Origin of the sequence: Caldimonas sp. KR1-144, assembly GCF_049446155.1 — a bacterium.
Taxonomy (GTDB): domain Bacteria; phylum Pseudomonadota; class Gammaproteobacteria; order Burkholderiales; family Burkholderiaceae_C; genus Rivibacter.
In genome coordinates, this window is record NZ_JBMSEE010000008.1 from 193,099 (window position 1) to 219,997 (window position 26,899).

At 70.9% G+C, this 26,899-nt stretch carries 28 protein-coding genes; 21 read left to right on the top strand and 7 right to left on the bottom strand.

Annotation, left to right across the window (positions count from 1 at the left end):
* Positions 1-68: 68 nt before the first annotated feature.
* The 3 genes from ACO2TI_RS18535 to ACO2TI_RS18545 form a co-directional block, all read right to left on the bottom strand.
* A complete protein-coding gene (locus ACO2TI_RS18535; protein WP_423286658.1) occupies positions 69-521 on the bottom strand; it encodes a DUF494 family protein in 453 nt (150 codons plus the stop codon).
* Between the two features lie 77 nt (positions 522-598).
* Positions 599-1,693, bottom strand: coding sequence for a DNA-processing protein DprA (gene dprA, locus ACO2TI_RS18540; RefSeq protein ID WP_423286739.1), 1,095 nt, complete (start codon positions 1,691-1,693; stop codon positions 599-601).
* A gap of 22 nt (positions 1,694-1,715) precedes the next feature.
* Complete coding sequence (locus ACO2TI_RS18545) at positions 1,716-2,873, bottom strand: LysM peptidoglycan-binding domain-containing protein (RefSeq protein ID WP_423286659.1); 1,158 nt, start codon at positions 2,871-2,873, stop codon at positions 1,716-1,718.
* A 253-nt stretch (positions 2,874-3,126) separates the two neighbouring features.
* Between ACO2TI_RS18545 and def the strand changes: the two genes are divergently transcribed.
* The 12 genes from def (at position 3,127) to ACO2TI_RS18605 (ending at position 14,119) form a co-directional block, all read left to right on the top strand.
* On the top strand, positions 3,127-3,648 hold the full coding sequence (gene def / locus ACO2TI_RS18550; RefSeq protein WP_423286660.1) for a peptide deformylase: 522 nt from the start codon (positions 3,127-3,129) through the stop codon (positions 3,646-3,648).
* Between the two features lie 13 nt (positions 3,649-3,661).
* On the top strand, positions 3,662-4,606 hold the full coding sequence (gene fmt / locus ACO2TI_RS18555) for a methionyl-tRNA formyltransferase (protein WP_423286661.1): 945 nt from the start codon (positions 3,662-3,664) through the stop codon (positions 4,604-4,606).
* A gap of 59 nt (positions 4,607-4,665) precedes the next feature.
* Positions 4,666-5,517: a zinc metalloprotease HtpX gene (gene htpX, locus ACO2TI_RS18560; RefSeq protein WP_423286662.1), complete on the top strand. Its 852-nt coding sequence runs from the start codon at positions 4,666-4,668 to the stop codon at positions 5,515-5,517.
* A 40-nt stretch (positions 5,518-5,557) separates the two neighbouring features.
* Entirely contained in the window at positions 5,558-5,902 is a 345-nt protein-coding gene (locus tag ACO2TI_RS18565; RefSeq protein WP_423286663.1) for a hypothetical protein, read from the top strand.
* A 133-nt stretch (positions 5,903-6,035) separates the two neighbouring features.
* Positions 6,036-6,779, top strand: coding sequence for a head GIN domain-containing protein (locus tag ACO2TI_RS18570; protein ID WP_423286664.1), 744 nt, complete (start codon positions 6,036-6,038; stop codon positions 6,777-6,779).
* A gap of 50 nt (positions 6,780-6,829) precedes the next feature.
* Complete coding sequence (locus ACO2TI_RS18575; protein WP_423286665.1) at positions 6,830-7,648, top strand: AzlC family ABC transporter permease; 819 nt, start codon at positions 6,830-6,832, stop codon at positions 7,646-7,648.
* A complete protein-coding gene (locus tag ACO2TI_RS18580; protein ID WP_423286666.1) occupies positions 7,645-7,995 on the top strand; it encodes an AzlD domain-containing protein in 351 nt (116 codons plus the stop codon). Before ACO2TI_RS18575 ends, ACO2TI_RS18580 begins: the two co-directional genes overlap by 4 nt.
* 56 nt (positions 7,996-8,051) lie before the next feature.
* Positions 8,052-9,245: a phosphoglycerate kinase gene (locus tag ACO2TI_RS18585; protein WP_423286667.1), complete on the top strand. Its 1,194-nt coding sequence runs from the start codon at positions 8,052-8,054 to the stop codon at positions 9,243-9,245.
* Positions 9,246-9,304: 59 nt separating this feature from the next.
* Positions 9,305-10,735, top strand: coding sequence for a pyruvate kinase (gene pyk / locus ACO2TI_RS18590; protein ID WP_423286668.1), 1,431 nt, complete (start codon positions 9,305-9,307; stop codon positions 10,733-10,735).
* A 138-nt stretch (positions 10,736-10,873) separates the two neighbouring features.
* The gene (gene fba / locus ACO2TI_RS18595) at positions 10,874-11,938 is read left to right on the top strand and encodes a class II fructose-bisphosphate aldolase (RefSeq protein WP_423286669.1); all 1,065 of its coding nucleotides are present in this window, start codon (positions 10,874-10,876) and stop codon (positions 11,936-11,938) included.
* 115 nt (positions 11,939-12,053) lie between these two features.
* A complete protein-coding gene (locus ACO2TI_RS18600) occupies positions 12,054-12,962 on the top strand; it encodes a phosphoribosylaminoimidazolesuccinocarboxamide synthase (protein WP_423286670.1) in 909 nt (302 codons plus the stop codon).
* A gap of 26 nt (positions 12,963-12,988) precedes the next feature.
* Positions 12,989-14,119 (top strand): hypothetical protein, encoded by a 1,131-nt coding sequence (locus tag ACO2TI_RS18605; RefSeq protein WP_423286671.1) that lies wholly within the window; start codon positions 12,989-12,991, stop codon positions 14,117-14,119.
* 25 nt (positions 14,120-14,144) lie between these two features.
* On the opposite strand, the gene ACO2TI_RS18610 is transcribed toward ACO2TI_RS18605, so the two are convergent.
* Positions 14,145-15,089, bottom strand: a complete 945-nt coding sequence (locus ACO2TI_RS18610) for a tetratricopeptide repeat protein (RefSeq protein WP_423286672.1) — start codon at positions 15,087-15,089, stop codon at positions 14,145-14,147.
* Between the two features lie 113 nt (positions 15,090-15,202).
* Between ACO2TI_RS18610 and purE the strand changes: the two genes are divergently transcribed.
* From purE to ACO2TI_RS18640, 6 genes are all read left to right on the top strand, one after another.
* Positions 15,203-15,670, top strand: coding sequence for a 5-(carboxyamino)imidazole ribonucleotide mutase (gene purE, locus ACO2TI_RS18615; protein ID WP_423286740.1), 468 nt, complete (start codon positions 15,203-15,205; stop codon positions 15,668-15,670).
* Positions 15,667-16,827: a 5-(carboxyamino)imidazole ribonucleotide synthase gene (locus ACO2TI_RS18620; RefSeq protein WP_423286673.1), complete on the top strand. Its 1,161-nt coding sequence runs from the start codon at positions 15,667-15,669 to the stop codon at positions 16,825-16,827. The genes purE and ACO2TI_RS18620 overlap by 4 nt, the downstream gene beginning before the upstream one ends.
* 10 nt (positions 16,828-16,837) lie before the next feature.
* Complete coding sequence (locus tag ACO2TI_RS18625; protein WP_423286674.1) at positions 16,838-17,845, top strand: L-threonylcarbamoyladenylate synthase; 1,008 nt, start codon at positions 16,838-16,840, stop codon at positions 17,843-17,845.
* Positions 17,846-17,860: 15 nt separating this feature from the next.
* Complete coding sequence (locus tag ACO2TI_RS18630) at positions 17,861-18,853, top strand: SGNH/GDSL hydrolase family protein (RefSeq protein WP_423286675.1); 993 nt, start codon at positions 17,861-17,863, stop codon at positions 18,851-18,853.
* A 189-nt stretch (positions 18,854-19,042) separates the two neighbouring features.
* Positions 19,043-20,425 (top strand): alpha/beta hydrolase family protein, encoded by a 1,383-nt coding sequence (locus tag ACO2TI_RS18635; RefSeq protein ID WP_423286676.1) that lies wholly within the window; start codon positions 19,043-19,045, stop codon positions 20,423-20,425.
* A 79-nt stretch (positions 20,426-20,504) separates the two neighbouring features.
* Complete coding sequence (locus tag ACO2TI_RS18640) at positions 20,505-21,203, top strand: OmpW/AlkL family protein (protein WP_423286677.1); 699 nt, start codon at positions 20,505-20,507, stop codon at positions 21,201-21,203.
* A gap of 66 nt (positions 21,204-21,269) precedes the next feature.
* Here ACO2TI_RS18640 and dacB read toward each other — a convergent pair whose 3' ends face one another.
* Positions 21,270-22,817: a D-alanyl-D-alanine carboxypeptidase/D-alanyl-D-alanine endopeptidase gene (gene dacB / locus ACO2TI_RS18645; protein ID WP_423286678.1), complete on the bottom strand. Its 1,548-nt coding sequence runs from the start codon at positions 22,815-22,817 to the stop codon at positions 21,270-21,272.
* Between the two features lie 41 nt (positions 22,818-22,858).
* Between dacB and tsaB the strand changes: the two genes are divergently transcribed.
* The 3 genes from tsaB to ACO2TI_RS18660 are packed head-to-tail and all read left to right on the top strand — an operon-like array spanning position 22,859 to position 24,881.
* Positions 22,859-23,599, top strand: a complete 741-nt coding sequence (gene tsaB, locus ACO2TI_RS18650; protein ID WP_423286679.1) for a tRNA (adenosine(37)-N6)-threonylcarbamoyltransferase complex dimerization subunit type 1 TsaB — start codon at positions 22,859-22,861, stop codon at positions 23,597-23,599.
* Positions 23,596-24,096, top strand: coding sequence for a ribosomal protein S18-alanine N-acetyltransferase (gene rimI / locus ACO2TI_RS18655; protein WP_423286680.1), 501 nt, complete (start codon positions 23,596-23,598; stop codon positions 24,094-24,096). The genes tsaB and rimI overlap by 4 nt, the downstream gene beginning before the upstream one ends.
* Positions 24,096-24,881: a uracil-DNA glycosylase gene (locus ACO2TI_RS18660; RefSeq protein ID WP_423286681.1), complete on the top strand. Its 786-nt coding sequence runs from the start codon at positions 24,096-24,098 to the stop codon at positions 24,879-24,881. The genes rimI and ACO2TI_RS18660 overlap by 1 nt, the downstream gene beginning before the upstream one ends.
* On the opposite strand, the gene ACO2TI_RS18665 is transcribed toward ACO2TI_RS18660, so the two are convergent.
* Together ACO2TI_RS18665 and ACO2TI_RS18670 are read right to left on the bottom strand one after the other, a co-directional pair.
* Positions 24,882-25,691, bottom strand: a complete 810-nt coding sequence (locus tag ACO2TI_RS18665) for a DMT family transporter (protein ID WP_423286741.1) — start codon at positions 25,689-25,691, stop codon at positions 24,882-24,884. It abuts the gene before it with no gap.
* Between the two features lie 83 nt (positions 25,692-25,774).
* Positions 25,775-26,896: a magnesium transporter CorA family protein gene (locus ACO2TI_RS18670; RefSeq protein ID WP_423286682.1), complete on the bottom strand. Its 1,122-nt coding sequence runs from the start codon at positions 26,894-26,896 to the stop codon at positions 25,775-25,777.
* Positions 26,897-26,899 lie beyond the last annotated feature (3 nt).

The following is a 26,899-nucleotide window of genomic DNA, read 5'->3' on the forward strand; positions in this document are numbered from 1 at the left end:
CGTCGGCTCGCCGCGGCGTGCAAACGAAACGGCCACCCGAAGGTGGCCGTGGTCAGGGGCGCCGAGGCTCAGTGGATCAGCCGCTCGTCGGCGTCGACGAAGAGCTCGTCGAGGATCAGCGCATCGGGCTCTTCGCCCAGGCTCCAGAACACCATCAGCACGATGACCTTGAGGTCTTCGAGGGGCAAGGGGCTGCCGGGGATGGCCATCGCGCGGTCGACCACCATCTCGCGCATGGCCGGCGCGAGCACGCCGGCCGATTCGAGGAAGCTGATGAAGCCGACCGAGGCGTCGCCGAGGCGCTCGCGTTCGCTGGCGGTGTAGATGCGCACGCCGGTGTCGGTCTGCGACTGCACGCCGGATTCGGCCGCTTCGGCCAAGCCCTCGAGCCAGGTCAAGGCGTCTTGGATTTCGTCGTTCTCGAACCCCACCGCGGAGAGCTTGCGGGAGAGCTGGCGCGGGTCGGGGCAGGCGTCCGGGCGCCAGTAGTTTTCGTACAGGTAGACCAGCACATCGAACATGGATTCACGATACCACAGCACACCGTCCGGACCCCTGACAAGGACAAGCGGCCGGCGGTGAGCTTTTCGCGGATTCCTCAGGCACGCGAGACGCGCTGGATGCGCTGGCCGGGCAGGCGCGCGACGTCCCCGGCGAGCTCGAATTCCAGCAGTCGGGCGCTCAGCTCCTGCGGGGCGATGCCCGTGCGTGTCGACAGCTCGTCGAGCGTGACGGCGTCGAAGCCGAGCGCCGCGAGCAGCGGATCTTCTGAGGCGGGCGGCGGCTCGGGATCTGGCGCGGCCGGTCGCGGCAGATGCAGTTCCTCGAGCACGTCGGCAGCGCTTTCGACCAGCTTCGCCCCCTGGCGGATCAGTGCATGGCAGCCGCGCGACTGCGGGCTGTGGATCGAACCGGGAATGGCGAACACCTCGCGCCCCATTTCGCTCGCCAGCCGCGCGGTGATCAGCGAGCCCGACTGGAGGGCGGCCTCGACGACCAGCGTGCCCAGGCTGAGGCCGGCGATCAGCCGATTGCGCTGCGGAAAGTGATGCGCCAGGGGCGGCGCACCAAGCGGGCACTCACTGATCAGCAGGCCCTCGCGCGCAATGCGGTGCGCCAGTTCGAGGTGACGCTTCGGATAGACCCGGTCGATGCCGGTGCCCAGCACCGCGACCGTCGAGCCGGGGCCGTCGAGCGCGCCTGCGTGAGCCGCGCCGTCGATGCCCAGCGCCATGCCGGAGACGACGGTCAGTCCGGCGCGGCTGAGCGCCTGCGAGAACGCGCGCGCGTTCTCGGCGCCTTGCGGCGTCGGATTGCGGCTTCCGACGACGCCGATCGATGCCGCGCTCAGGAGCTCGGTTCGGCCCAGCGCATGCAGCAGCAGCGGCGGATCGGCGGTCTGCAGCAGCGAGGCGGGGTAGAGGGGATCGCCCAGCGTGATGATCGTGCGGGCGGCTTCGGATGGCGCCTGCAACCATTGCCATGTGGCGTCGGCCAGGGCCGAGAGGCCTTCGGGCGGTTCCGATAGGCGCTTGGCGGCCGCCGGGCCCAGCGCCTGTGCCCAGGCGCTGCTGGGTGCGTCGAAGACGGCTTGCGGGCCGCCAAAGCTCGCGAGCAGCTGACGCTGCGCCCCCGGGCCGAGCTCAGGGGTCAACAGCAGGCGCAGCCAAGCGCCCAGCTCGTCGCGGTCGATCATCGGGCGCCGGCCCGCCGGCTCAGGGTTCGCTGAAACGGTCGCCGGGGCTGACCGGCTTTTGCACGTTCAGGATCAGCGCGTACGACATGTGCTGGAACGTGCGGAACACGAACAGCAAGCCGTGGCGCTCGTCGGGCAGGCGAATCTGCTGCGGCGCGCCGTAGGTCGTGTCGCGCGCCAGCTCGCCGGCGTGCCACAGGGCAAGCACGTGGCCGCGCTCGAGGCCGTCCTGAGAGCCGCGGTTGAGCGCGACGATCTGGTTCTGCCCGGCGGTCAGCGCGTCGCCGTAGATCGACACGATGCGCCCGCTGATGGGCTTCTCAGGGGCGCGCGGCACGTACTGCGGGTACTCGGGCGTCGGTGCCGGGGCGAGGCGATCGAACATGTTCGCCTCTTCCTTGGCTGCCGTGATCGTGAAGGTGGCCGGCACGATCTCGCCCTTGTCGTTGGTCGAGCCCTCGCGTACGAACTGCGCGGCACCGACGTAGCGAGCCTCGTAGCCCATGACCTTGTTGGTCTCGGGATCGACCAGCGCCTTGGGCTGGCGGAACACCCGCCATTCGCGCACGCCGCCCAGCTCCCCGCGCACGTAGGCGGTGTCTCCGCGACCCAGCAGCACGCGGCCTTCAGGCGTGGCGACGATGCGCGGCGCGCGCTCGAGGCTGTCGTCCTCGTAGATCACCGCGTCATTGAGAAAACCCTCGATGAACTTCAGCGGCACCGAAGCGATCGCGCCCATGCCGGGGCCGGCGTCGCGCACGCGCGGCGAGAGCTTGTCGGTCCCGCTGGGCGCGCCGGCCACGCGCAGGCGCGCGCGGTCGCCGGTGCGCTCGAGCACCAGCACCTGGCCGGGGAAGATCAGGTGCGGGTTGCGGATCTGCTCGAGGTTCATGCCCCACAGCTCGGGCCAGCGCCACGGGCTGCGCAGGAACAGCTTGGAGATGTCCCACAGCGTGTCGCCGCGCTTGACGGTGTAGCTGTCCGGCGCGTTGGGCGCGAGCTCCGACAGCGGCACGCCGGCCTGCGCGACTTGCTGGGCAGTAGCACGCTGCTGCTGCGTGATCGGGAAGTTGGGCTCTGCGGCCATCGCCGTGCTTCCGATAGCGGCCAGAGCAAGCGGCAGCGCGAGGGCGCGGTGCCAGGACATCCGGCGCAAGGCGGCGGTGGGTCGCTTCATGGACAGTCTCTCCGGCGGCGCCGGTGGTGTCCTCCCCGGCGACCTGTTGATCGTGGCGGGCCGGCCTTCCCTGCGTGGCACATGGCCTGCGCAGATCGGCGAAAATCCTCACCTCGTTTCGAAGATTCTGCCCACAAAGCATTGATGCCGCAATGAAACCGGCGCCGTGACGTCACCCGGATCGGGCACCGTTCACGACCCGTCGTTGCGTACGATCCACACTTGATGCCGGCCTTGTACGGCGCCCTTTGCGATGGCCCTGCTTCCGATCCTGCGCTACCCCGACCCCCGGTTGCACCTTGTTGCGAAGCCGGTGACGGAGGTCGACGAGCGCATTCGCCAACTGGTCGACGACATGTTCGAGACCATGTACGAATCGCAGGGCGTCGGGCTGGCCGCGACGCAGGTCGACGTGCACGAGCGCGTCATCGTCATCGACGTCTCCGACGAGCGCAACGAACCGCGCGTGCTGATCAATCCCGAGATCGTCTGGGCCAGCGAGGAAATGATGCTCGGCGACGAGGGTTGCCTCTCTGTGCCGCAGGTCTACGACAAGGTGCCGCGCCACGCCAAGGTGACGGTGCGCGCGCTGGACCGCGAAGGTCGGCAGCAGCAGTTCGACGCCGAAGGGCTGCTGGCCGTGTGCGTGCAGCACGAGATGGACCACCTGATGGGCAAGGTCTTCGTCGAATACCTCTCGCCGCTCAAGCGCAACCGCATCAAGAGCAAGATGCTCAAGAAGACGCGCGAGGAACAGCAGGCGAAAGCCGCCTGAGCGAGGCGGAGCGATGAGGATCGCCTTCGCCGGCACGCCGGAGTTTGCGCGCACCGCCCTCGAGCGATTGCACGCGGCGGGTTTCGAGATCGCCCTGGTGCTCACGCAGCCGGACCGTCCCGCCGGCCGGGGCATGCAGTTGCAGCCCTCGGCGGTCAAGCAGTTCGCGCTGGCGAACGCCTTGCCACTGGCGCAACCGCGCAGCCTGCGTCTGGACGGCAAGTTTCCCGACGACGCCTCGGCCGCGAAGCAGGCGCTGCAAGACGCGCGCATCGACGCCATCGTGGTGGCCGCCTACGGCCTGATCCTGCCACGCTGGGTGCTCGAACTGCCTCGCCTGGGCTGCCTGAACATCCACGCCTCGCTGCTGCCGCGCTGGCGCGGCGCCGCGCCGATCCATCGCGCGATCGAGGCCGGCGACGCCGAGACTGGCATCACCATCATGCAGATGGACGAGGGGCTGGACACCGGCGACATGCTGTTGGTCGAGCGCGAGGCCATCCGTGCGACGGACACGACGGCAACGCTGCACGATCGTCTGGCGGTGCTCGGCGGGCGGCTGGTCGTCGAGGCGCTCGAGCTCGCCGCCTGCGGCGGACTGTCGCGCACGCCGCAGCCGGCCGGAGGCGTGACCTATGCGCACAAGATCGAGAAGGCGGAAGCGGCGATCGACTGGTCCGCGCCGGCCGACGCGATCGAGCGCCGCGTGCGCGCCTTCGATCCGTTTCCCGGCGCGAACTTCCGCCACGCCGGCGAAGTCGTCAAGCTCTGGCGCGCGCAAGCCGTCGACGGCACCGGCGCGCCCGGCACGGTGCTGCGCAGCGAGCCGCTGACCGTGGCATGCGGCGATCGGGCACTCGCCTTGCTGGAACTCCAGCGGCCCGGCGGGCGCCGCATCAGCGCGCGCGAGTTCCTGCACGCGCGTCCGATCGCGCCCGGCGTTCGCCTCGGCGATTGAACTCGCGGCGACGGCCCGCATCTACGCTGGGTCGGCATTGCACGCAACAAGGACACACGATGTTCAACCTGATGAAGACGGCCATCCTGATGGCCGCGATCACCGCCCTGTTCATGGCCATCGGATCGCTGCTCGGCGGACGGCAGGGCATGATGCTCGCGCTGATCGTGGCACTGGGGATGAACTTCTTCAGCTACTGGTTCAGCGACAAGCTGGTCCTGCGCATGTACAACGCGCAGGAGGTCGACGAGGCCTCCGCGCCGCAGTTCTACGGCATGGTCCGCGAGCTTGCGCAGCGCGCCGGCCTGCCGATGCCGCGCGTCTACCTGATCGACGAAGCCGCGCCCAACGCGTTCGCGACCGGCCGCAATCCGCAAAATGCCGCGGTGGCTGCGACCACCGGCATCCTGCGCGTGCTCAGCGAGCGCGAGCTGCGCGGCGTGATGGCGCACGAACTGGCGCACGTGAAGCACCGCGACATCCTGATCTCGACCATCAGCGCGACGATGGCCGGCGCGATCTCGATGCTGGCGAATTTCGCAATGCTGTTCGGCGGCCGCGATCAAGAGGGCCGCCCGGCCAACCCGGTCGTGGGCCTGCTGGTGATGCTGCTGGCGCCGCTGGCCGCCAGCCTGATCCAGATGGCGATCAGCCGCGCGCGCGAGTTCGAGGCCGACCGCGGCGGCGCCGAGATCTCCGGCGATCCGCAGGCACTGGCCGGTGCGCTGCAGAAGATCCACCGCTACGCCCACGGCCAGGTGCCGATGGAAGCGGCCGAACGCCACCCCGAGACGGCGCAGATGATGATCATGAACCCGCTGTCCGGCGGCGGTCTGCGCGGGCTGTTCAGCACCCACCCGTCGACCGAGGAGCGCGTCGAGCGGCTGTTGGCGATGGCCGCCGGCCGCTGATCGGCCTCAAGTCCGCGCGCGGGCGTCCGATAAGACGCCCATGCGTGTCCTGACCCTCTTCGCCGTCCTGCCCCTCGCCGCCGCGCTCGCGGGCTGCGAGCTGCTGGGCATCGATTCGCCGGAGAAGGTCGCCGCCCTCAAGGAAGCCGACGGCAAGGCCATCGGCAGCGCGTGCCGCCACGCCGGCCGGGCGATCGAGGACTGCTACGTCCTCAATCCCAAGGCGCAGCGCGCGGCGGTGTTCGCCGGCTGGCGCGAGATGGACGAGTACATGCGCGAGAACAAGATCGACGCGGTGGCGCCGGTCGTGCCGCGGCCGGGCGAGCGCGGCGCCGAGACGGCACGCGGCGACGGCGAGGCGCAGCGCAAGTCGCGCGCGTCTTGAGCCGGTCTGCATTTCGTCGGCGGCGCCTGCGGTCCGTGCCGGTGCCGGCGCAAACGGTCGCCCGGCGCGTGAACGGGTGCGCGCATCGGCGCATGCTGCGGTCATCGCAGCCTTGCCGATGAGCCAGACCGCCATGAATACCGCTTCTTCTCCTCGCCGGCGCAGCTTGCTGCTGGCCGGATTCGCCTTCACCGTGGCCGGCTCGGCCCATGCCGGGTGGCTCGACGGCGGTCCCGCCGGCTCGGGCCAGCGCGCCAGCGAGTCGCGCCATGTCACCGGCTTCGATGCCATCAAGCTGCGCGCGCCGTTCAAGGTGCGCGTGCGCCAGACCGGCCGCGAAGCGGTCACGGTGCAGGCCGACGACAACCTGCTGCCGCTGCTCGAGACCGTGGTGCGCGACGACCGCGCGCTCGAGATCGGCTGGAAGCGCGGCAGCGAGCCCCGCGCCAAGGTCGAGCCGATCATCACCGTCGAGGTCGCCAGCCTGCGCGCCGTGGCGATCGCCGGCGACGGTGATCTGGTGGTCGAGTCTCTGCAGTCCCCGGCGCTGTCCGGCAGCGTGTCCGGTTCCGGCGACCTCGTGCTTGACGGCTTGCAGCTCGACTCGCTGACGCTGTCGGTGGCCGGCAGCGGCGATGTCCGCGCGGCCGGCAAGACCGCCAAGCTCGCGATCACCATCGCCGGCAGCGGCGACGTCAAGGCCGACGCCTTGGAGGCCGACGAGGTCGGCGTGCGGGTGGCCGGCAGCGGCGACGCCCAGGTGCACGCGAAGAAGCGACTCGACGTCTCGATCGCCGGCAGCGGCGACGTCAGCTACCGCGGCGATGCGCAGCTGCGCTCGTCGGTGGCCGGATCGGGGCGCGTGACCCGCCGCTGATCCCCCCGCCGGCGCACGGGTGTGCCGGGCGAGGATGGGAGAATGCCGCCATGCAGTCTTCCCCCGCGCCCGACTGGCGCGCCACCACCCGACATCCCGCTTTCCGCGCCGGTGCACGCGAGATGGCCGGCCCCTCGCTCGGCATCGCCGCCTGGGGACTGGTGACCGGCGTCGCGATGGTCAAAGGGGGACTCGGTGTGCCGCTCGCGCTGCTGATGACCTTCACGGTCTTCGCCGGCAGTGCCCAGCTCGCCACCGTGCCGCTGATCGCCTCCGGAGCGCCGGTGTGGGTGATCTGGGCGACGGCGTTCTGCGTCAACCTGCGTTTCGTCATCTTCAGCGCGCAGTGGCGACCGTACTTCATGCGCTACCGCCTCCCGACGCGGCTCGCGCTGGGCTATTTCGCAGGCGACATCAACTACGTGCTGTTCATGAAGCGCTTCGGGCCGGGCGGTGCAGACGACACTGCGCGGGACGGCAATGGCGACGCGCAGTGGGCCTACTTCTGGGGCACCTCGGGCACCAATTACGTCGCCTGGCAGGCCTCGTCGGTCATCGGCATCGTGCTGGCCGACGCGATCCCCACGCAATGGGGCCTGGGCTTTGCCGGCACGCTGGCGCTGCTGGGCCTGCTGTATTCGCTGATCTCCGACCGTGCGACGCTGCTGTCGGCCGTGGTGGCCGGTGCGGCCGCGGTGGCGGCGTTCGCGCTGCCGTTCAAGCTGCACATCGTCGTGGCGATCGCCGCGGCGGTCGTGATCGGGCTGATGATCGACGGCGGCGGCGATGCCGGCCGTCGCGTGCGCAACCTGCTCGCCGCGTCGCGCGAAGGTAAGTCGGCCGGCAAGCCGATGGAGCGCGCCGCATGAGCCTCGAATCGATGTCGCTCGGCGAAGTGCTGCTGGTGATCTTCGGCCTGACGGTGATCACGGTCGTCACGCGCGCCTTCTTCTTCATCCCCGAGCGCGAATTGGCGATGCCCGACTGGCTCAAGCGCGGCCTGCGCTACGCGCCGCTGGCCGCGCTCGCCGCGGTGGTCGTTCCCGAGGTGCTGCTGGTCCAAGGCCGCGTGTCCGCGACGCCGTGGCTCGATGCGCGCCTGTACGCCGCCGCAGCGGCGACGCTGTACTTCTTCTTCTGGCGGCGCGACATCCTGGGCACCATCGTGACCGGCATGGCCGTGCTGCTGCCGCTGCGCATCGGGCTGGGCTGGTAGCGCTGGTCTGCGCCGCGGGGCAACGATTTGCTTCAACGAAACGAGGAGACCTGGTCGTGAACGTGCTTCGCTTTTCGGATCTGGTGCAACAAGGGCGCGCGCAAGGCAAGCGCGTCTTCATCCGCGCCGACCTCAACGTGCCTCAGGACGAGGCCGGGCGCATCACAGAGGACACGCGCATTCGCGCCTCGGTGCCGTGCATCGAGATGGCGCTCAAGGCCGGCGCCGCGGTGATGGTGACCTCGCACCTCGGCCGCCCGACCGAAGGCGAGTTCCGGCCGGAGGACTCGCTGGCGCCGGTGGCCGAGCGCCTGGCGGAGCTGCTGGGCCGCCCGGTGGCGCTGAAGGCCGACTGGGTGGATGGCGTCGAGGTGCGGCCCGGCGAGGTGGTGCTGCTCGAGAACTGCCGCCTCAACAAGGGCGAGAAGAAGAACGACCCGGCGCTGGCGAAGAAGCTCGCGGCGCTGTGCGACATCTTCGTGCACGACGCCTTCGGCACCGCGCATCGCGCCGAGGCCAGCACCTACGGCATTGCGCAGTTCGCGCCCGTCGCATGCGCCGGCCCGCTGCTCGCTGCCGAGATCGACGCGATCTCCAAGGCGCTGGCCAACCCGAAGCGCCCGCTGGTGGCCATCGTCGCGGGCTCCAAGGTCTCGACCAAGCTGACGATCCTGCAGGCGCTGGCGAGCAAGGTCGACGGCCTGATCGTCGGCGGCGGCATTGCCAACACCTTCATGCTGGCCGCCGGCTTGCCGATCGGCCGCTCGCTGGCCGAGCCGGATCTCGTGAGCGACGCCAAGGCGGTGATCGCCGCGATGGCCGCGCGCGGCGCCGAGGTGCCGATTCCGGTCGACGTGGTCGTCGCCAAGGACTTCAAGCCCGACGCGCCGGCCACCGTGAAGGCCGCGGCCGACGTCGCGGCCGACGACCTGATCCTCGACATCGGGCCCAAGACCGCGGCGATCCTCGCCGACAAGCTGCGCTCGGCCGGCACCATCGTCTGGAACGGCCCGGTCGGCGTGTTCGAGTTCGACGCATTCAGCCATGGCACCGAGGTGGTGGCGCGTGCGGTCGCCCAGTCCGACGCGTTCTCGATCGCCGGCGGCGGCGACACGCTGGCCGCGATCGCCAAGTACGGCATCGAGAAGGACGTCGGCTACATCTCGACCGGCGGCGGCGCCTTCCTCGAGGTGTTGGAGGGCAAGACCCTGCCGGCCTTCGAGATCCTCGAGAAGCGCGCGGCCGCCTGAGCCGCTCGACACCGCGGGGCGCTAGGTGCGCCCCTCTTTCATTTCAACCCGCTCACGCCATGCATCGCGCCACCAAGATCGTTGCCACCCTCGGCCCCGCGTCCTCGTCGCCCGACGTGCTCGGTCGCATGATTCGCGCCGGCGTCGACGTCGTGCGGCTCAACTTCTCGCACGGCAGCGCCAAGGACCACGTCGACCGCGCCGCGCTGGTGCGCGAGGTGGCCCATGCGGCCGGCCGCGAGGTCGCGATCATGGCCGACCTTCAGGGGCCGAAGATCCGCGTCGGCAAGTTCGCGCAGGGCAAGGTCCAGCTCGAGGCCGGTAAGCCCTTCGTGCTCGACGCCGCGCGCAGCGAGCTCGGCGACGAGGGCGGCGTGGGCCTCGACTACAAGGCACTGCCGCGCGACGTGCGCGCCGGCGACACGCTGCTGCTCAACGACGGCCTGATCGTGCTGACCGTCGAGTCGGTGCGTGGCGACCAGATCCACACCGTGGTGCGCATCGGCGGTGAACTCGGCAACAACAAGGGCATCAACAAGCAAGGCGGTGGCCTGTCGGCGCCGGCGCTGACCGCCAAGGACATGGAAGACATCAAGACCGCGATGAGCTTCCAGTGCGACTACCTGGCGGTGAGCTTCCCGAAGAACGCGACCGACATGGAGATGGCGCGCCAGCTCGCCAACGTGGCCGGCGAGCCCTTCGGCCACAAGCCGGCGCTGATCGCCAAGATCGAGCGCAGCGAGGCGATCCCGCAGCTCGACGCGATCCTGGCCGCCAGCGACGGCATCATGGTCGCGCGCGGCGACCTGGCGGTCGAGGTCGGCAACGCCGCGGTGCCGGCGCTGCAAAAGCGCATGATCCGGCGCGCGCGGGAGATGGACAAGGTCGTCATCACCGCGACGCAGATGATGGAGTCGATGATCGTCAACCCGGTGCCCACGCGCGCCGAGGTCAGCGACGTCGCCAACGCCGTGCTCGACGGCACCGACGCGGTCATGCTCAGCGCCGAGACGGCGGCCGGCAAGTACCCTGTCGAGACCATCGAGCAGATGGCCGCGATCGCGCTCGAAGCCGAGCGCGCCGAGGAAGTCGCGCTCGACGCCGACTTCACCAACAAGAACTTCGCTCGCATCGACCAGACCATCGCGATGGGCGCGCTGTTCACCGCCCACCACCTCGGCTGCAAGACGATCATCGCGTTGACGGAATCCGGCTCGACCGCGCTGTGGATGAGCCGCTACAAGATCCACGTGCCGATCCACGGCCTGACTTCGCAGCTCATCAGCCAGCGCAAGATGGCGCTGTACCGCAATGTGCGCCCGCTGCTGATGCCCAGCTACACCGACCGCGACGAGGCGCTGCGCGAGGCCGAGGGCCTGCTGGTGTCGCAAGGCGTGCTGAGGTCGGGCGACACCTACGCCATCACCTGCGGCGAGCCGATGGGGCACCCCGGCGGCACCAACATGCTGAAGGTCTGCCGGGTGGCCTGACGGGCCCGAGGTTTGCCCTGCGGCAGCGCAACCTCGTTTGCGTGGTCGGCATGAGCGCCGGCGCTGCCTAAAATCAAGGCATCGGCGGCCCTGACGCCGCCCCACGGTTTCCTCGACTCTTCCATTTCAGGGGGCAACATGCCACTCGTTTCGATGCGCCAGCTGCTCGATCACGCCGCCGAGCAGGGCTATGGCATCCCGGCGTTCAACGTCAACAACCTCGAGCAGGTGCAGGCCGTGATGTCGGCCGCCGCCGAGGTCGGCGCGCCGGTCATCCTGCAGGCCAGCGCGGGCGCCCGCAAGTACGCCGGCGAGCCCTTCATCAAGCACCTGATCGAGGCGTCCCTCGAGTCCTGGCCGCAGGTGCCGCTGGTCATGCACCAGGACCACGGCCAGAGCCCCGACGTCTGCAAGGGCGCGATCGACCTCGGCTTCTCGTCGGTGATGATGGACGGCTCGCTCGAGGCCGACGGCAAGACCATCGCCAGCTACGACTACAACGTCGACGTGACCCGCAAGGTCGTCGACATGGCGCACCGCCTGGGCGTCACGGTCGAAGGCGAGCTGGGCTGCCTGGGCTCGCTCGAGACCATGAAGGGCGACAAGGAAGACGGCCACGGCACCGAGGCCACGATGACGCGCGAGCAGCTGCTCACCGACCCCGAGCAGGCTGCCGATTTCGTCAAGAAGACCCAGCTCGACGCGCTGGCGATTGCCATCGGCACCAGCCACGGCGCCTACAAGTTCACCCGCAAGCCCACCGGCGACATCCTGGCGATCGACCGCATCAAGGAGATCCATCGCCGCATCCCCAACACCCACCTGGTGATGCACGGCTCGTCGAGCGTGCCGCAGGACCTGCTCGCCGAGATCCGCAAGTACGGCGGCGACATGAAGGAGACCTACGGCGTGCCGGTCTCAGAGATCCAGGAAGCCATCAAGTACGGCGTGCGCAAGATCAACATCGACACCGACATCCGCCTGGCGATGACGGCGGCGATCCGCAAGTTCATGTTCGAGAACCCGAGCAAGTTCGACCCGCGCGAATACCTCAAGCCCGCGCGCGAGGCGGCCAAGGCGATCTGCAAGCAGCGCTACCTCGAGTTCGGCTGCGAGGGCCAGGCGAGCAAGATCAAGCCGCTGGGCCTGGCTGACGTGGCTCAGCGCTACGCGCGCGGCGAGCTGGCGCAGGTCGTGAACTGAAGCGGCGGCTGCGTCGTCGAAAGCCGGCCTTCGTCGCCGGCTTTTTTCATGCCCGCGAGGCGATGCAAGCGTTTCCTAGAATCCCTGTTTTCCCGTCCCGACCGAGCGCGCCGCCATGTCCAAGCCCCTGCTGACATCGAATCTCCGTTCCCTGCCGCTGCTCGCGCGCGGCAAGGTGCGCGACAACTACGCCGTCGGCGACGACCGCATCCTGATGGTCGCGAGCGACCGCCTGAGCGCTTTCGACGTCGTGATGGGCGAGCCCATTCCCGGCAAGGGCGAGCTGCTGACGACGATGGCACTGTTCTGGTTCGAGCGCCTGAAGGACGTGGTGCCCAACCACCTGACCGGCGCCGATCCGGCGGGCGTCGTCGCGCCCGACGAGGTCGAGCAGGTGCGCGGCCGCTCGATGCTCGTCAAGCGGCTCAAGCCGCTGCCGGTGGAGGCGGTCGTGCGCGGCTACCTGGCCGGTTCGGGCTGGAAGGAGTACCAGGAGTCGGGCACCGTGTGCGGCGTCGCGCTGCCGGCCGGCCTGCGCAACGCGCAGCAGCTGCCCGAGCCGATCTTCACGCCGGCCACCAAGGCCGAGATGGGCGACCACGACGAGAACATCTCGTTCGCACGCATGAGCGAGATCGTCGGCGCCGAGCTGGCCGAACGGGTGCGCAGCGTGTCGATCGAGCTCTACCGCCGTGCGGCCGCGTTCGCGCTCGAGCGCGGCATCATCATCGCCGACACCAAGTTCGAGTTCGGCCTCGACGCGAACGGCACGCTGACGCTGATGGACGAGGTGCTGACGCCGGACTCGTCACGTTACTGGCCGGTTGAGAGCTACCAGGCCGCTTTCGAGCGTGGCGAGAATCCGCCCAGCTACGACAAGCAGTTCGTACGCGACTGGCTCGAGCAGGCCACGGTGGACGGCCGGCCCTGGGCCAAGAAGGCGCCGGCCCCTGCCTTGCCGGCGGACGTGATCGAGAAAACCGCGGCCAAGTACCGCGAAGCGCTGCAACGTCTGACCGGCTGAGCGGCGCTCCCCGAGGAGGGTTCCGCATGCCGACGCCCACGCCGTCGCGTTTGCTGGCGCGCCTGGACGCGTCGATCGCGCAGTCCGTGAGTCCCTTCGAGCAGGCCTGCCTGCAGGCCGAGCGCGCCGCGCTGCGCGCTCGCCAGGGCCACCTCGACGAAGCGCGCGAGATCGTGCGCTCGCTCCAGCCGGCCGTCACCGGCGCGCGGCGGCGCAATCCGGCGCCGGCCTTGTCGGCCTGGCTGCTGGTGGCCGAGGGCCTGATCGAGCACTACAGCGCCTTGCTGCCGGCCGCGCGCGACAAGCTCGCGCGCGCCCACGAGATCGCCACGCTGGCGCAGATCGCGCGCCTGCAATCGCTCACCGCGGCGTGGCTGGCGCACATGGACTACGTGCGCAACGACATGGGCTCGATGCTGGTCCACCTGCGGCGCGCCCTCACGTTGGCCGAGCCTGACCATCACGGCGCGCGCGCCCGCGCCAACCTAGTGGCCGCGCAGGCCTACCACTTCACCGGCCAGTACGAGCGCGCCCAGCCCTGGTACCAGCGTGCGCGCCACCACGCCAACGCCGACGGCGACGAAACCACGCTCTCGGCGCTGATGCACAACATGGCCTGGCTGCACGGCACGCAGGCCCGCGAGGCGCAGCTGTTCGGCAACGGCGACGAGCTGCGCCTGCGGCTCGCCGCGATGGGCGCCGACTCCACCGGCCACTTCGACGCCGGCATCGGCACCGCCTCGCTCGCGTCCCTGGTGCCGATGCTGCGCGCGCTGTTGATGGTGCTGCGCGGCGAGCACGCCAGCGCGCTGGCGCTCTACGAAGCCCACCTCGACGAGGCGCGCCGAGACGGCCTCACGCGCATGGAGCCGTGCTTCCTGGCCGACATGGCGTGGTGCCAATGGCAGCTGGGCCGCTCCGACGATGCGCTGGCATCGGCGCGGGCGGCGCTGGCGGCCGTCGAGGCGCATTGCGACATCGACGACCGCGCCGTCGCGCTGCAGCGCGTGGCGCGCGTGTTCGAAGCGCTGGGCCTGGCGCCCGATGCCGAGCGTGCACGCAGCCGCGCCGCGGCCGATTGGCGGACTCACCGCAACGCGCAGGCGCAGCTGCTGCGCGCGCTCGACGACGCGCTCGCGCCGCTGCAGCCGGCCTGAGCGGCCGGCCGGCGTGCGGCTCAGCTCAGAACAGCGCCATGCTGAGCTTGCGGCGGTACTGGTCGACCACCGGATCGCTCGGCGCAACCTGCGAGCGGCCGGTCACCTCGAGCGCTCCCTTGGCTGCTTCCGGCGTGCCGGCCTTGGGCGCCGGGCGCGTCATCAGCTCGAGGAGCGCGACATAGGTCTTGCGCGCGAGTTCGCCGTTCCAGGCCTTGTCGCGCATCAGGATCTCGAGCAGCTCGTCCATCGCCTCGGTGAAGTGGCCGCCCGCGAAATGGATCTGCGCCAGTTCGTAGCGCGCCTCGAAGTCGCGCTTGTTGGCAGCGATGACCGCGTGCAGCGCGTCGGGTGCGCGGGCCTGCGCCGCGGCCTCGCAGGCCGCGAGGTACAGGCCCAGCGCGGCCGCGCGCGCGTCGAGCATGGCCTTGGCGGCCAGCGGCTCATAGGCGCGGCGCGCGTCGGCGGTGCGCCCGCCCTCAAGCAGCCGCTTGACGTAATCGGCGCGCAGCGCGTCGTTGGCCGGATCGATCGCCAGCGCCTCGCCGAGCTTGGCCAGCGCCGCATCGGTGTCGCCGTCGGCCGCCAGCAGGTCGGCCACGTCGGCTTCCTCTTCGGCCGCCAGCGCGTCGGCGCTGGGCACGTGCTTGTCGAGGAAGGCGCGGATCTGCGGCTCGGGCAGTGCGCCGACGAAACCATCGACCGGCTGACCGCCGACGAACATCACGCAAAACGGAATCGAGCGCACGCCGAAGGCCTGGCTCAGCTGGCCGGCGATCTCGGGCTGGTCGTCGCTGTTGAGCTTGGCCAGCGTGAAGCGCCCGGCGTACTCGGTCTCGAGCTTTTCCAGCATCGGGCCCAGCGTGCGGCAGGGGCCGCACCACGGCGCCCAGATGTCGAGCAGTACGGGCTGCTCGACCGAGGCCTGGATCAGCTCGGTTTCGAAGTTCTGTAGGGTGATGTCGATCATGGGGTTCCAGATGGAGGCGATGCGGCCGGATGCCAGCCCCCACCTACAATCCAAGGTTTTGCGACGAGGAGCGTGCTGTGGCCACAGCGCAGACCCCCCTGATCGGCGTGGTGATGGGTTCCAGCAGCGACTGGGAGGTCATGCGCCACGCCGCGGAGATTCTCGCCGAGTTCGGCGTGCCGCATGAGGCGCAGGTCGTCTCGGCACATCGCATGCCCGACGAGATGTTCCGCTACGCCGAGGCGGCCCAGGGCCGCGGGCTGCGCGCGATCATCGCGGGCGCCGGCGGCGCCGCACACCTGCCCGGCATGCTGGCCGCCAAGACCATGGTGCCGGTGCTGGGTGTGCCGGTGCCGAGCAAGCATCTGCAGGGCGTCGACTCGCTGCATTCGATCGTGCAGATGCCCAAGGGCGTGCCGGTCGCCACCTTCGCGATCGGCACCGCCGGCGCCGCCAATGCCGCGCTGTTCGCGGTGGCGATGCTGGCCGCCGGCGATGCGGCGCTGCGCGAACGCCTCGAGGCGTTTCGCGCGCGACAGACCGAGGCCGCACGCGCGATGAGCGCCGAGCTGAAGCGATGACGAATCCGACCGTGCTGCCTGGCGCGACGCTGGGCGTGTTGGGTGGCGGCCAGCTCGGCCGCATGTTCGTGCATGCCGCGCAGTCGCTGGGCTATCGCACCGCGGTGCTCGACCCCGATGCCGACAGTCCGGCCGGCCTGGTCTCGCACCTGCACGTGCGTTGCGGCTATCTCGATGCCGACGGCCTGGCGCAGATGGGCGCCTGCGCGGCGATCACGACCGAATTCGAGAACGTGCCGGCACAGGCGCTGACCGCGCTCGGCGAGAAGCTGCCGTGCGCGCCCGAAGGCGCAAGCGTCGCGGTGTGCCAGGACCGCGCGGCCGAGAAGGCGCACTTCGTCGCCTGTGGCGTGCCGTGCGCTCCGCATGCGGTGATCGAGACGCCCGAGCAGCTCGCCGCGGTGGCCGACGCTTTGCTGCCCGGCATCCTGAAGACCGCGCGCCTGGGCTACGACGGCAAGGGCCAGGTGCGCGTGGCCACGCGTGCCGAGCTGGCGCGTGCCTGGGACGAGCTCCAGCGCGTGCCCTGCGTGCTCGAGAAGATGCTGCCGCTCGCCTTCGAGGTCAGCGTCATCGTCGCGCGCGGTCGCGACGGCGCCGTGGTTGCGCTGCCGGTGCAGCGCAACCTGCACCGCGACGGCATCCTGGCCGTGACCGAGGCGCCGGCGCCCGGCGTGACCGACGCCCTGGCCGCGCAGGCGCTCGCCAACGCGCAACGCATCGCCGAGGGCCTGGGCTACGTCGGCGTGCTGTGCGTCGAGTTCTTTGTGCTGCAAGACTGCAGCCTGGTCGCCAACGAGATGGCGCCGCGCCCGCACAACTCCGGCCACTACAGCATCGACGCCTGCGACGTCTCGCAGTTCGAGCTGCAGGTGCGTTGCATGGCGGGCTTGCCGCTGGTCGCGCCGCGCCTGCATTCGAGCGCGGTGATGCTCAACATCCTCGGCGACCTGTGGTTCGACGAGCGGGGCTGCGAGCGCACGCCGGCCTGGGACCGCGTGCTGGCGCTGCCCGGCGCGCACCTGCACCTTTACGGCAAGACCAGCGCGCGGCGCGGGCGCAAGATGGGCCACCTGACAATCACCGCGGCGACGCCGCAGGCCGCGCGCGAGACGGCGCTGGCCGCCTGCGCGGTGCTCGGCCTGCCCGCCTATTGACGCGGCCTTCATGCCCATCCTCGCCGGATCCGATCCCGCCGCGCTCGACGCGGCCGCCGAGGCGCTCGCGCGCGGCGAGCTGGTCGCGCTGCCGACCGAAACCGTCTACGGCCTCGGCGCGCGCGCCGACGACGACGCGGCGGTCGCGGCGATCTTCGCGGCCAAGGGTCGGCCGAGCGATCACCCGCTGATCGTCCACGTGAGCGACGCGGCGCAGGCCGAGCGCTTCGCCGCCGGGCTGCCGCCGGTCGCGCGGCGGCTGATGGAGGCCTTCTGGCCCGGACCGCTCACCGTCATCGTGCCGCGGCGCGAAGGCATCGGCACCGCTGCGGCCGGCGGCCAGGACACGATCGGCCTGCGCTGCCCTTCGCATCCGGTCGCGCGCGCGCTGCTGGCCCGCGCGCAGGCGCTGGGCGTTGCCGGCGTCGCGGCGCCGAGCGCGAACCGCTTCGGGCGCGTGAGCCCGACGCGCGCGAGCCATGTGGCCGACGAATTCGGCGCGCAGCTGCTGGTGCTCGACGGCGGCGACTGCGACGTCGGCATCGAGTCGGCCATCGTCGACTGCTCGCGCGGTCGCCCGGTGCTGCTGCGCCCCGGCGTGCTGACCAGCGCGCAGATCGAGGCCGCCGCGGGCGAGCCCTTGCACGCGCCTGACGGCAGCGCGCCGCGCGCCTCCGGCACGCTGGAGCAGCACTACGCGCCGCATGCGACGGTGCGGCTGATGCCGCTGGCGCAGTTGCGCACCGCGCTCGACGTGCTGCCGGCCGACGCGCTGCGCGCTTCGAAGGGCAGCAACAAGCTGGCGGTATATTCCCGCAGCCTCGCGAGCGTGCCGCGCGGATTGCGCCTGGCACGCATGCCCGCCGATGCACAGGCCGCCGCGCAGGAACTGTTCGCCACGCTGCGCGATCTCGATGCCGAGGGCGTGACGCTGATCTGGGTCGAAGACCCTCCCGACGAGCCGGCCTGGGCCGGCGTGCGCGATCGGCTGCGGCGCGCCGCCGCGGCCGGACGCTGAATCCGCTGCTGTCGAATGACCGACCTGAAGATGACCAACAAGCGACTTTCAACTGTGTGGATGCGCCGCCTCGGCGCGGCGTTGACGGCCGGCCTGACGCTGGCGGCGCTCAACGGCTGCGGTGGCGGCGACCTGGTCGAATCGTTCCAGCCCTCGCGCATCCTCGTTTTCGGCGACGAAGCCAGCGTGATCACCAGCACCGGCGCGAAGTACTCGGTCAATGCGCTGACGGCAGACACCTCGACCGCCTCGATGGACTGCCTGTCCAACGCGATCTGGGTGCAGGCGCTTGCGTCCCACTACCGCATGGGCTTTCCGCAGTGCCCGATCTCGTCAGAGGTCGAGGCCACGCCGCGCGCGCGCAACTACGCGACGGCCGGCAGCGGCGTCGACGGCATCGCCGCGCAGATCGCGCGCCACGAGACGACCAGCGGCTTCGTCGACACCGACCTCGTCACCTTGCTGACCGGGCAGAACGACATCATCGCGGCGTACAACAACATCACCACCGTCGACGACATGCAGACCGCGATCGATGCGGTCGAGGCGGCCGGCACGCGGCTGGGCCTGCAGGTCAACGCTTTCGCCGACACCGGCGCGCGCGTGCTGATCGCGACCGTGCCGAACCAGGGCCTCACGCCGTTCGGCGTCGCCGAGAAGGCCGCGCATGACGACTTCGACCGCGCCGACGCGCTCGCGACGCTGACCGAGCGCTTCAACGCCAAGTTGCGCTCGACCATGCTCAACGACGGCACCAAGATCGGCCTCGTTCAGCTCGACGAGCTGGCCTCGCGCGTGATCAAGTTCGCCGGCAGCTACGGCTACACCAACGTCACCGAGGCCGCGTGCGACGTCACGCTGCCCAACTGCACGACGCGCACGCTGGTTTCGGGCGCCGAGGAAGACGGTGCGCGCTACTTCTGGGCCGACGATCTGCGCTTCGGTCCCAACTTCCACGGCCAGGTGGGCACGCTGGCGATCCAGCGCGCGACGAACAACCCCTTCTGACCGCGACGGGCCTGCGCGGCCCGGCTTGTCACGCGGCGCATGTCGCCGCGCTGTCATCGCGGGTTTCCCCGCTGCGGAGCGGCGCGAACGCGCCTCTACAGTCTGCGGCTGGAAAATAGAACGACCGTGCTAAAAAGTCGCGCCTTCGATGCGCGGCGGCGCGGCGCCACTGCTGAAGGGTCCCCACCGATGAAATTCCAAGGTTCTCGCGGCCTCGCGGCCGCGCTGACGGCGCTTGCCCTGGCCGCGTGCGGCGGCAGCGACGACGACGCGCCGCCGGCACGCGGCACGGTCGTCACCGGCCAGCTCGCCGGCCACGCCACGCGCGCGCAGATCGACGCCGGCACCGCGACCAGCGGCCTGCAGCCGCTGTCCGGCTTGGCGGCGTGCGATGTCGACGTGCGCTACGTGCTCTACGTCACCCGCGACGCGCAAGGCCAGCCGCAGACCGCGTCGGCCGGCGTGCTGGTGCCCTCGGGCACCGATGCCGCCTGCACCGGCGATCGACCGGTGGTGCTCTACGCGCACGGCACCACCACCACGAAGTCCAAGAACATGGCCGACGTGGTCAACGACAACGAAGCCAAGCTGGTCATGGCGATGTACGCCGCGCAAGGCTTCATCGTGGTGGCGCCGAACTACCTCGGTTACGACCAGTCCAGCCTCAACTACCACCCCTATCTCGACGCCGAGACCCAGGCCGGAGACATGATCGACGGCCTGCGCGCGGCCAAGGCGCACCTCGCCGCCGCGAGCACGGTCAAGCCTTCGGCCAAGCTGCTGATCACCGGCTATTCGCAAGGCGGCCACGTCGCGATGGCCACGCACAAGGTGATCGAGCGCGACCACGCGAGCGAGTTCACCGTCAGCGCATCGGGTCCGATGTCCGGCCCCTACAACCTGGTGAGCTTCAACGACATCGTCACCGGCCCGGGGCCGATCAACGGCGGCGCGACGATCTTCGCGCCGCTGCTGCTGACCTCGTACCAGCGCGCCTACGGCAACATCTACGCGGCGCCCTCCGACGTCTACCAGTCGCCCTACGACACGACCGCCCCGACCCTGTTCCCGACCGACACGCCAGTGTCGCAACTGCTGGCCGAGAACAAGCTGCCGCAGGATCCGACCTTCACGCTGCTGTTCGGCACCGGCGGCCTGCTCAAGGACAGCTTCCGCGCCGGCTACGCGACCAGCAACTTCCGCGCGGCCCTGAAGACCAACACGCTCGCCGGCACCGACGGCCCCGGCGGCAGCGCGATCGGCTGGAAGCCGGCGCACCCGGTGGCGCTGTGCGGCGGCGCGCAGGATCCGACGGTCTACTGGTCGATCAACGCCCCGGTCGCGCAAGGCGTGTTCGCTGCACAGGGCGTTGCAGTGCCGGCCTTCGACCTCGAAACGCGCGCCAGCCTGCCGGCCGGCGCCGTCGGCGACGCGATCTACGGTGGCTTCCAGCAGTCCAAAGCGGCCGCCGGCACCAACGCCCAGGCTCAGTACCACGGCACGCTGGTGCCGCCGTTCTGCTCGGCGCTCGTGCGCGGCTTCTTCCAGCAAGTTCTGGCGGCCGGCGGCTGAGGCATCGACGCCTGAGCCAAGCCTGTCCTTCGAGCGCGGCCGGCGCGAGTCGGCCGCCGATCCCGGATTCATCCTCGACATGAAGCACCTTCTCGCTCGCGGCGCAGCCGCCCTCGCCCTGATCGCCGCCGGTGCCGTTGCGCCGGCAGCGGCCCAGACCCACACCTTCAGCCTCGGCGGCGCCTACATCGACCTTCACTCGAAGGCGCCGCCCTTGTCCAGCAACCCGCCGACGCTGCCCACCGGCTTCGAGGCGGGCGTCAAGGTCGACGACGCCTCGACGGTCATCTTCGGCTACATCTACCGCGTCAACGAGCGCTGGAGTCTCGAAGCGGCGTTGGGCATCCCGCCCGAGCACAAGACCTACGGCACCGACTTCATCGAGCCGTTCGGCCAGGTTTCGTCGATGAAGCAGGTGGCCCCGACGGTGTTCGTGAACTGGCACTTCGAGCCGATCGGCAACTCGGGCGTCGAGCCCTTCGTGGGCCTGGGGCTCAACTACACCAAATTCATCGACGGCCGTAGCACGCCGTCGGGCAACGCGGCCAGCGGCGGCCCGACCAAGATCAAGCTCTCCAGCTCGTGGGGCCTGGCCGCGCACGCCGGCCTGGCCTACAAGCTGGACCAGAACTGGTCGATCCTGGGCACGATCGCCTATGCCGACGTCGAGAGCGACGTGACGGCGACCACGACCACCGGCACCGGCCAGGTCGTGCGCCGCACGACCATCGACTTCCGCCCGGTGGTCTACACGCTGTGCATCGGCTACAGCTTCTGAGCCTCCGCGCTTGCGGCTTCTGCGCTGTGCTGCCCGCCAGCGGGACTTGACGCGAGGCGCGCCCCATCAAGGGCGCGTCGTCGCCATCGCGCCGCAGCAGCCCGCGGCCGCTTCGTCCGCGGCCGTCCACTGCACCAGCGCGTCGAGCACCGGCCGCCCCGCCTGGGCGTTGTCGTGCTGGATCACGGCGGCAATGAGATAGCGCCGCCCCGACGCGCCCAGCACCTCGCCGGCGATCGCGACCACGTCGCGCAGCGAGCCGGTCTTCAGGTGCGCACGCCCCAAGGCCGGGCCCCAGTCGCGGCCCGGCCGGCGCGTCGTGCCGTCGTGGCCGGGCACCGGCAGCGAGGCCAGCAGCTCGGGCATGGCCGGCGAAACCCATTGCGCCTGAAGCCACGCCGCGAGGCAGTGCGCGCTCGAGCGCGACAGGCGCGACAGGCCCGAGCCGTTGTCGATCACCAGTTCCGCGGCGCCGCAGCCGATGCGCTGGCTCACCGTGCCCGCCACCAGCGCGCGCGCCGCGTCGAGATCGGATGTCGCGCCGCCGTTCGCGGCCTCGGCGGTCGCCAGCGGCAGCGTGTAGAACAGCTGCTGCGCCATCACGTTGTTGCTGAACTTGTTGATGTCGCGCACCACCTGCGCCAGCGGCACCGATGCGAACTCGGTCAGCAGCTGGGCGGCGGTGTCGTCGAGCTTGCCCTCGCGCACGCGGCCGTCGAGGCCGCCGCCGAGTTCGCGCCACAGCGACTCGATCAGCCGCGCGTTGTAGCTGCGCGCGTCGGCAAACGCGATCGGCCAGCTCTTGTCGCCGCAGGCGCTCGGGAAGCTGCCGCCGAAGCGCACCCGCTGCGGGTTGCTGACGTCGATCTTCAGGGCGTCGCGCCAGTCGCCGCAGGCGCGGCCCGGACGCCCGAGCGGCACGCTGGCGTCGACCTCGACGCCGGCCAGCGGCGGCTCCACCGAGACCGACGCGACGCCGCGCGCCGCGTCGGGCACGAAGCTCAGCATCAGCGACTTCTGGTTCAGCAGCAGCGCGTCGGGCAGCACGTTGTAGGGGCGCAGGCGCTCGCCGTCGAAATCGCCGGCGTCGCCGCCGGGCACCGCGAACGCGCTGCTGTCGAGCACGATGTCGCCGCGCACCTCGCGCACGCCGCGCGCACGCACCTGGCGCAACAGCAGCCACACGCGCTCGATTGTCAGGCTCGGGTCGCCGCGCCCGACGATCACCAGATCGCCGTGGAGCACGCCGCGCTCGACCGGCCCCGAGACGTAGACCGGCGTCTGCCAGGTCCAGGCCGGGCCGAGCCGCTCGAGCGCGACGCCGGTCGTGTAGAGCTTCATCAGCGACGCCGGGTTGACCGGCTCGCGCTCGCGCCAGGCCAGTCGCGGCTTCGCGACGCCGACCTCCAGCACTTCGACGGCCAGCGCGCCGGGCGGCAGGCGAGCGTCGTGCAGCGCGGCAAGCACCGGCAGCGGCAGCGTGTCGGTGGCGCCTGACAAGGCGCCGGACGCAGCGGGCGCGGCCGGGGGGGCGGCCGCTGTCGTGGCATGCATGCCGCCGGTCAGCCAGGCGGCGACCAGCCAGCTACACAGACGTGGAAGGGCTCGAGGCATCGGCCGATCATAGGAGGGGCGCCGCTACACTCGAATGTCTCGTGAATCCCAACGCGTCCGCCCTTTCTTCGCTGCTGGTGCTCGACACCGCGACCGAGACCCTGCATCTCGGCCTGGGCCTGCGCGGACGGCGCTTCACGCGCGCGCTGCCGGGCGGCGCGCGTGCCTCGGAACATCTGCTGCCCGCGCTCGCCGGCCTGCTCGACGAAGCCGGCATCGCCTGGCGCGATCTCGACGCGATCGGCTTCGGCCGCGGCCCCGGCGCCTTCACCGGCGTGCGCGGTGCCTGCGCGGTCGCGCAGGGGCTCGCGTTCGGCCTGGGCTTGCCGGTGATCGCGATCGACACCCTGCTCGCGGTGGCCGAGGACGCGCGCGCCAGCGGCGCCGGCGACGCGGTGCAGGTGGCCGTCGACGCACGCATGGGCGAGGTCTATGCCGCGACCTATCGGCATGTCGGGGGCACCTGGCGGACGGTTGAGGCGCCCGCGCTCGCCGACCCGGCCGCGCTGGCCGCGCGGCTGGCGGCGGAGGATCGCGGCGCCTGGGCCGTGGCCGGCAACTCGCTGAGCGTGCACGCCGGCGCCTGGGCTGCCTGGTCCGGCGGCCGCTGGCCGGATGCGGCGCCGCGGGCCGACGCGCTGCTCGCGCTGGCCGAGGCCGCGTGGCGGCGCGGCGAGCGGCTCGACGCCGCACAGGCGCTGCCGCTGTACGTGCGCGACAAGGTCGCCCAGACCACGGCCGAGCGCGAGCGGTCGCGTGCGGCCACGGGGGCGCCGTCATGAGCGCCTTGCCGCGCGAGCGCGACTTGCCCGAGCGCCGCTTCGAGCCGGTCGATGCCGAGCGCCTCGACGCGGTGCTCGCGATCGAGGTGCAGGCCTACGACTTTCCGTGGACGCGCGGCAACTTCCTGGACTCGCAGCGCGCGGGCTATCTGGTGCGCGCCGCGATGGCCGGCGACACGCTCGTGGGCTACTGCGTCGCGATGCAAGGCGTCGACGAGATGCACCTGCTGAACCTGACCGTGGCGCCCGCCGAACAGGGGCGCGGCCATGCGCGCTGGATGCTCGACGCCTTGCGCGCCGAGGCGGCGGCGCGGCGCCTGACGCAGCTGTGGCTCGAGGTGCGGCTGTCCAACGAGCGCGCGCGCCGGCTCTACGAGCAGTACGGCTTCCGCTCGGTGGGCCTGCGGCGCGGCTACTACCCGGCGCGCGCTCGTGCGCGCGAGGATGCGGTGGTGATGAGCCTCGCGATCCCCGAAGCCATTCACGGGCTGGGCTGATGAGCTGGACCGCCAGGCAGCGCGCGATGCTGCAGGAGATGGGCGTCGGCGGCTGGCTGCGCCACGTGGCGCCGGCGACGGTGGCCGTGGCCGTCGAGGCGCCGCCCGAGGTCGCCGTGCTTCATGCCGAGCCGGCGCCCGTCGCACCGCCCGCCGAGCCAACCGGCCCGGCGCCGCAGGGCCCGCGCCCGAGCGGCGTCGAGACGATGGACTGGCCGGCGCTGCGCGAGGCCGTGGCCGGCTGCACCGCCTGCGGGCTGTGCCGCACGCGCACGCAGACGGTGTTCGGCGTCGGCCACGAGCGCGCGCACTGGATGATCGTCGGCGAGGCGCCGGGCGAGCAGGAAGATCGCCAGGGCGAGCCCTTCGTCGGCAAGGCCGGCCAGCTGCTCGACAACATGCTGCGAGCCGTCGGCCTGTCGCGCGGCGAGGGCGATGCCGAGCGGCAGGTGTTCATCTGCAACGTGCTCAAGTGCCGCCCGCCCGGCAACCGCAATCCCGACCCCGCCGAAGTGGCGCAGTGCGAGCCCTTCCTGCTGCGCCAGGTGCAGCTGGTGCGCCCGCGCATCATCCTGGCGATGGGGCGTTTCGCGGTGCAGTCGCTGCTGCGCACCGACGAGGCGATCGGCCGCCTGCGCGGCCGGGTGCACCGCTACGCCGGCGTGCCGACGATCGTGACTTACCACCCGGCCTACCTGCTGCGCAACCTGCCGGACAAGGCCAAGGCCTGGGACGACCTGTGCTTGGCCGTGGAGACGCTGCGCGCGGCCGAGCGCGCCGACTGATCAGGCCGATCGGCGTTGCGGCAGCAGCACCGAGGCGATCGCCACCATGATCAGCGCGACCGCGGTCCAGTCCTGCCAGTGCAGCGTCTCGCCCAGCCACCACGCGCCGCTGATCACGCCCAGCACCGGGATCATCATCACCGACAGCGTCGAGGCGATCGGCGGCAGCGTGCGCGCCAGCCACAGCCACACCGGCTGCGCGAACGCGAAGATCAGGAGCGCGTTGTAGACGATCGCGGCCCACGCGGTGGCGTCGGGCGCATGCCATTGCGAGGACTCGCGCAGCGCGGCGACGACCGTCATCACGATCGCGGTCGCGAGCGTCATCCAGAACACCAGCGCCAGCGTCGGCTCGGGCAGCCGCGTGCGGCGCATGCGCTGCGTGCCGTAGGCCCAGGCGGCCGCGGCGACCAGCATGGCCAGTACCGCCCAGGGCCGCCCGGCCATCGCGCCGATCTCGTGCCACAGCAGCAGCACGACGCCGAGCGCCGCGGCCGCGACGCCGACCGCCTGGCGCCAGTGGATGCGTTCGCCGAACAGTGCGGCGCCGAGCAGCGCCGAGAAGATCGGCATCGTGTAGCCCAGGATGGCCGCGCGCCCCGAGCTCAGCGCCTGCACCGCCAGAATGGCCAGCACGTGCCACACCAGCATGTTGAAGAAGGTCAGCGCGCCCAGTTCGCGCCAGCCCGAGCGGGCCACTGCGAACGGCACGCCCTGCACGCGCAGCACCAGCCACAGCGCGGGCAGGCCCAGCCACATCGACAGCGCGCGAAAGCTCAGCGGCGGGTAGTGCGTGACGCCGAGCTTCATCACCGGCCAGTTCAGGCCCCAGCACAGCGTCAGCCCGACGAGCAGCAGCGCATGACGCGCGGTGAAGTGCGAGCCCAAGATCGTCAGTGACGGTGGTCCGCGAGGTAGCGCTTGCGCCGGAAGTACACGACCAGCAGCACCGCCAGCACGGTCATCGTCACCAGCACGACCCACAGGCCGGACGTGCTGTGGACCAGCGGCAGGAAGTCGAAGTTCATGCCGAAGATGCCGGTGATCAGGTTCAGCGGCATGAAGATCGCGGTGAGCACGGTCAGCGTGCGCATGATGTCGTTGGTGCGGTTGCTCTGCGCCGAGAAGTGCATCTGCACCGCGCCCTCGGCCGAGTTCTCGAGCCGGCGCACATGGCCGAGCACGCGCTCGATGTGCTCGAGCACGTCTTTCGAGCGCACGCGCAGCACCTCGCGTTCGCGCGCCGCCCCGGCTTCGGCAGGCACCGGCCAGTCGTCGAGCGCGTCGATCCACTCCTGGATCGCGCTGCGCTGGTCCTCGCAGATGTCTTCGAGCTGGTGCAACGCGTTGCGGCTCTCGAGCAGGGCTTGCCAGTCGTCGAAGTGGCTGCGCGCGCGCAGCAGCTCCTGCTGCAGGTAGCCGAGCTGGCGCGTGAGCAGCCGGCGCAGGTCGAGGTAGCCGTCGACCATGTGGTTGACGACGCGCAGCATCAGGTCGGCCGGGCTGGGCGGCAGGCGCGGGCCGAGCGGCTTGCCTTCGCTGCCGCTCGGCGCCTGCGCGCCGGCGGTGGCCTGCTGCGTGAGGCGGGCGATGAAATAGTCGCGCACCTGGCACTCGGCCGGATGCACCGTGATCAGCAGCCGGTCGTAGACCGCGAAGCCGACCGGCGAGGTGTCGATCGCCGCCAGAGCCTGGCGCGCGCTTTGCGCCGTGCCGTGCGCGTCATCGACGAACATGCCGGTGCTGCCCGCGCCGGCAGCCAGGCGGCGGAAGACCAGCAGGTCGTACCACGACGTGTAGTCGTAGTGCGAGGGCAGCTGGTTGTTGAGCAGGTCGGAGACGTGGAGGTCGACGAGCTGGCCCAGGCCCAGGCGCGTGAGCATTGCCTGCAGCTCGCCGGCGCCGACCTCGAACTCGCGACGGCCGCTGGCGACCCACACGAAGCCGGTGGGCGGCAGTTCGGCCGGCAGTTCCGCGAGCTCGTTGAAGCCGTCGCAGACGTGGAAGATGCGCATCCC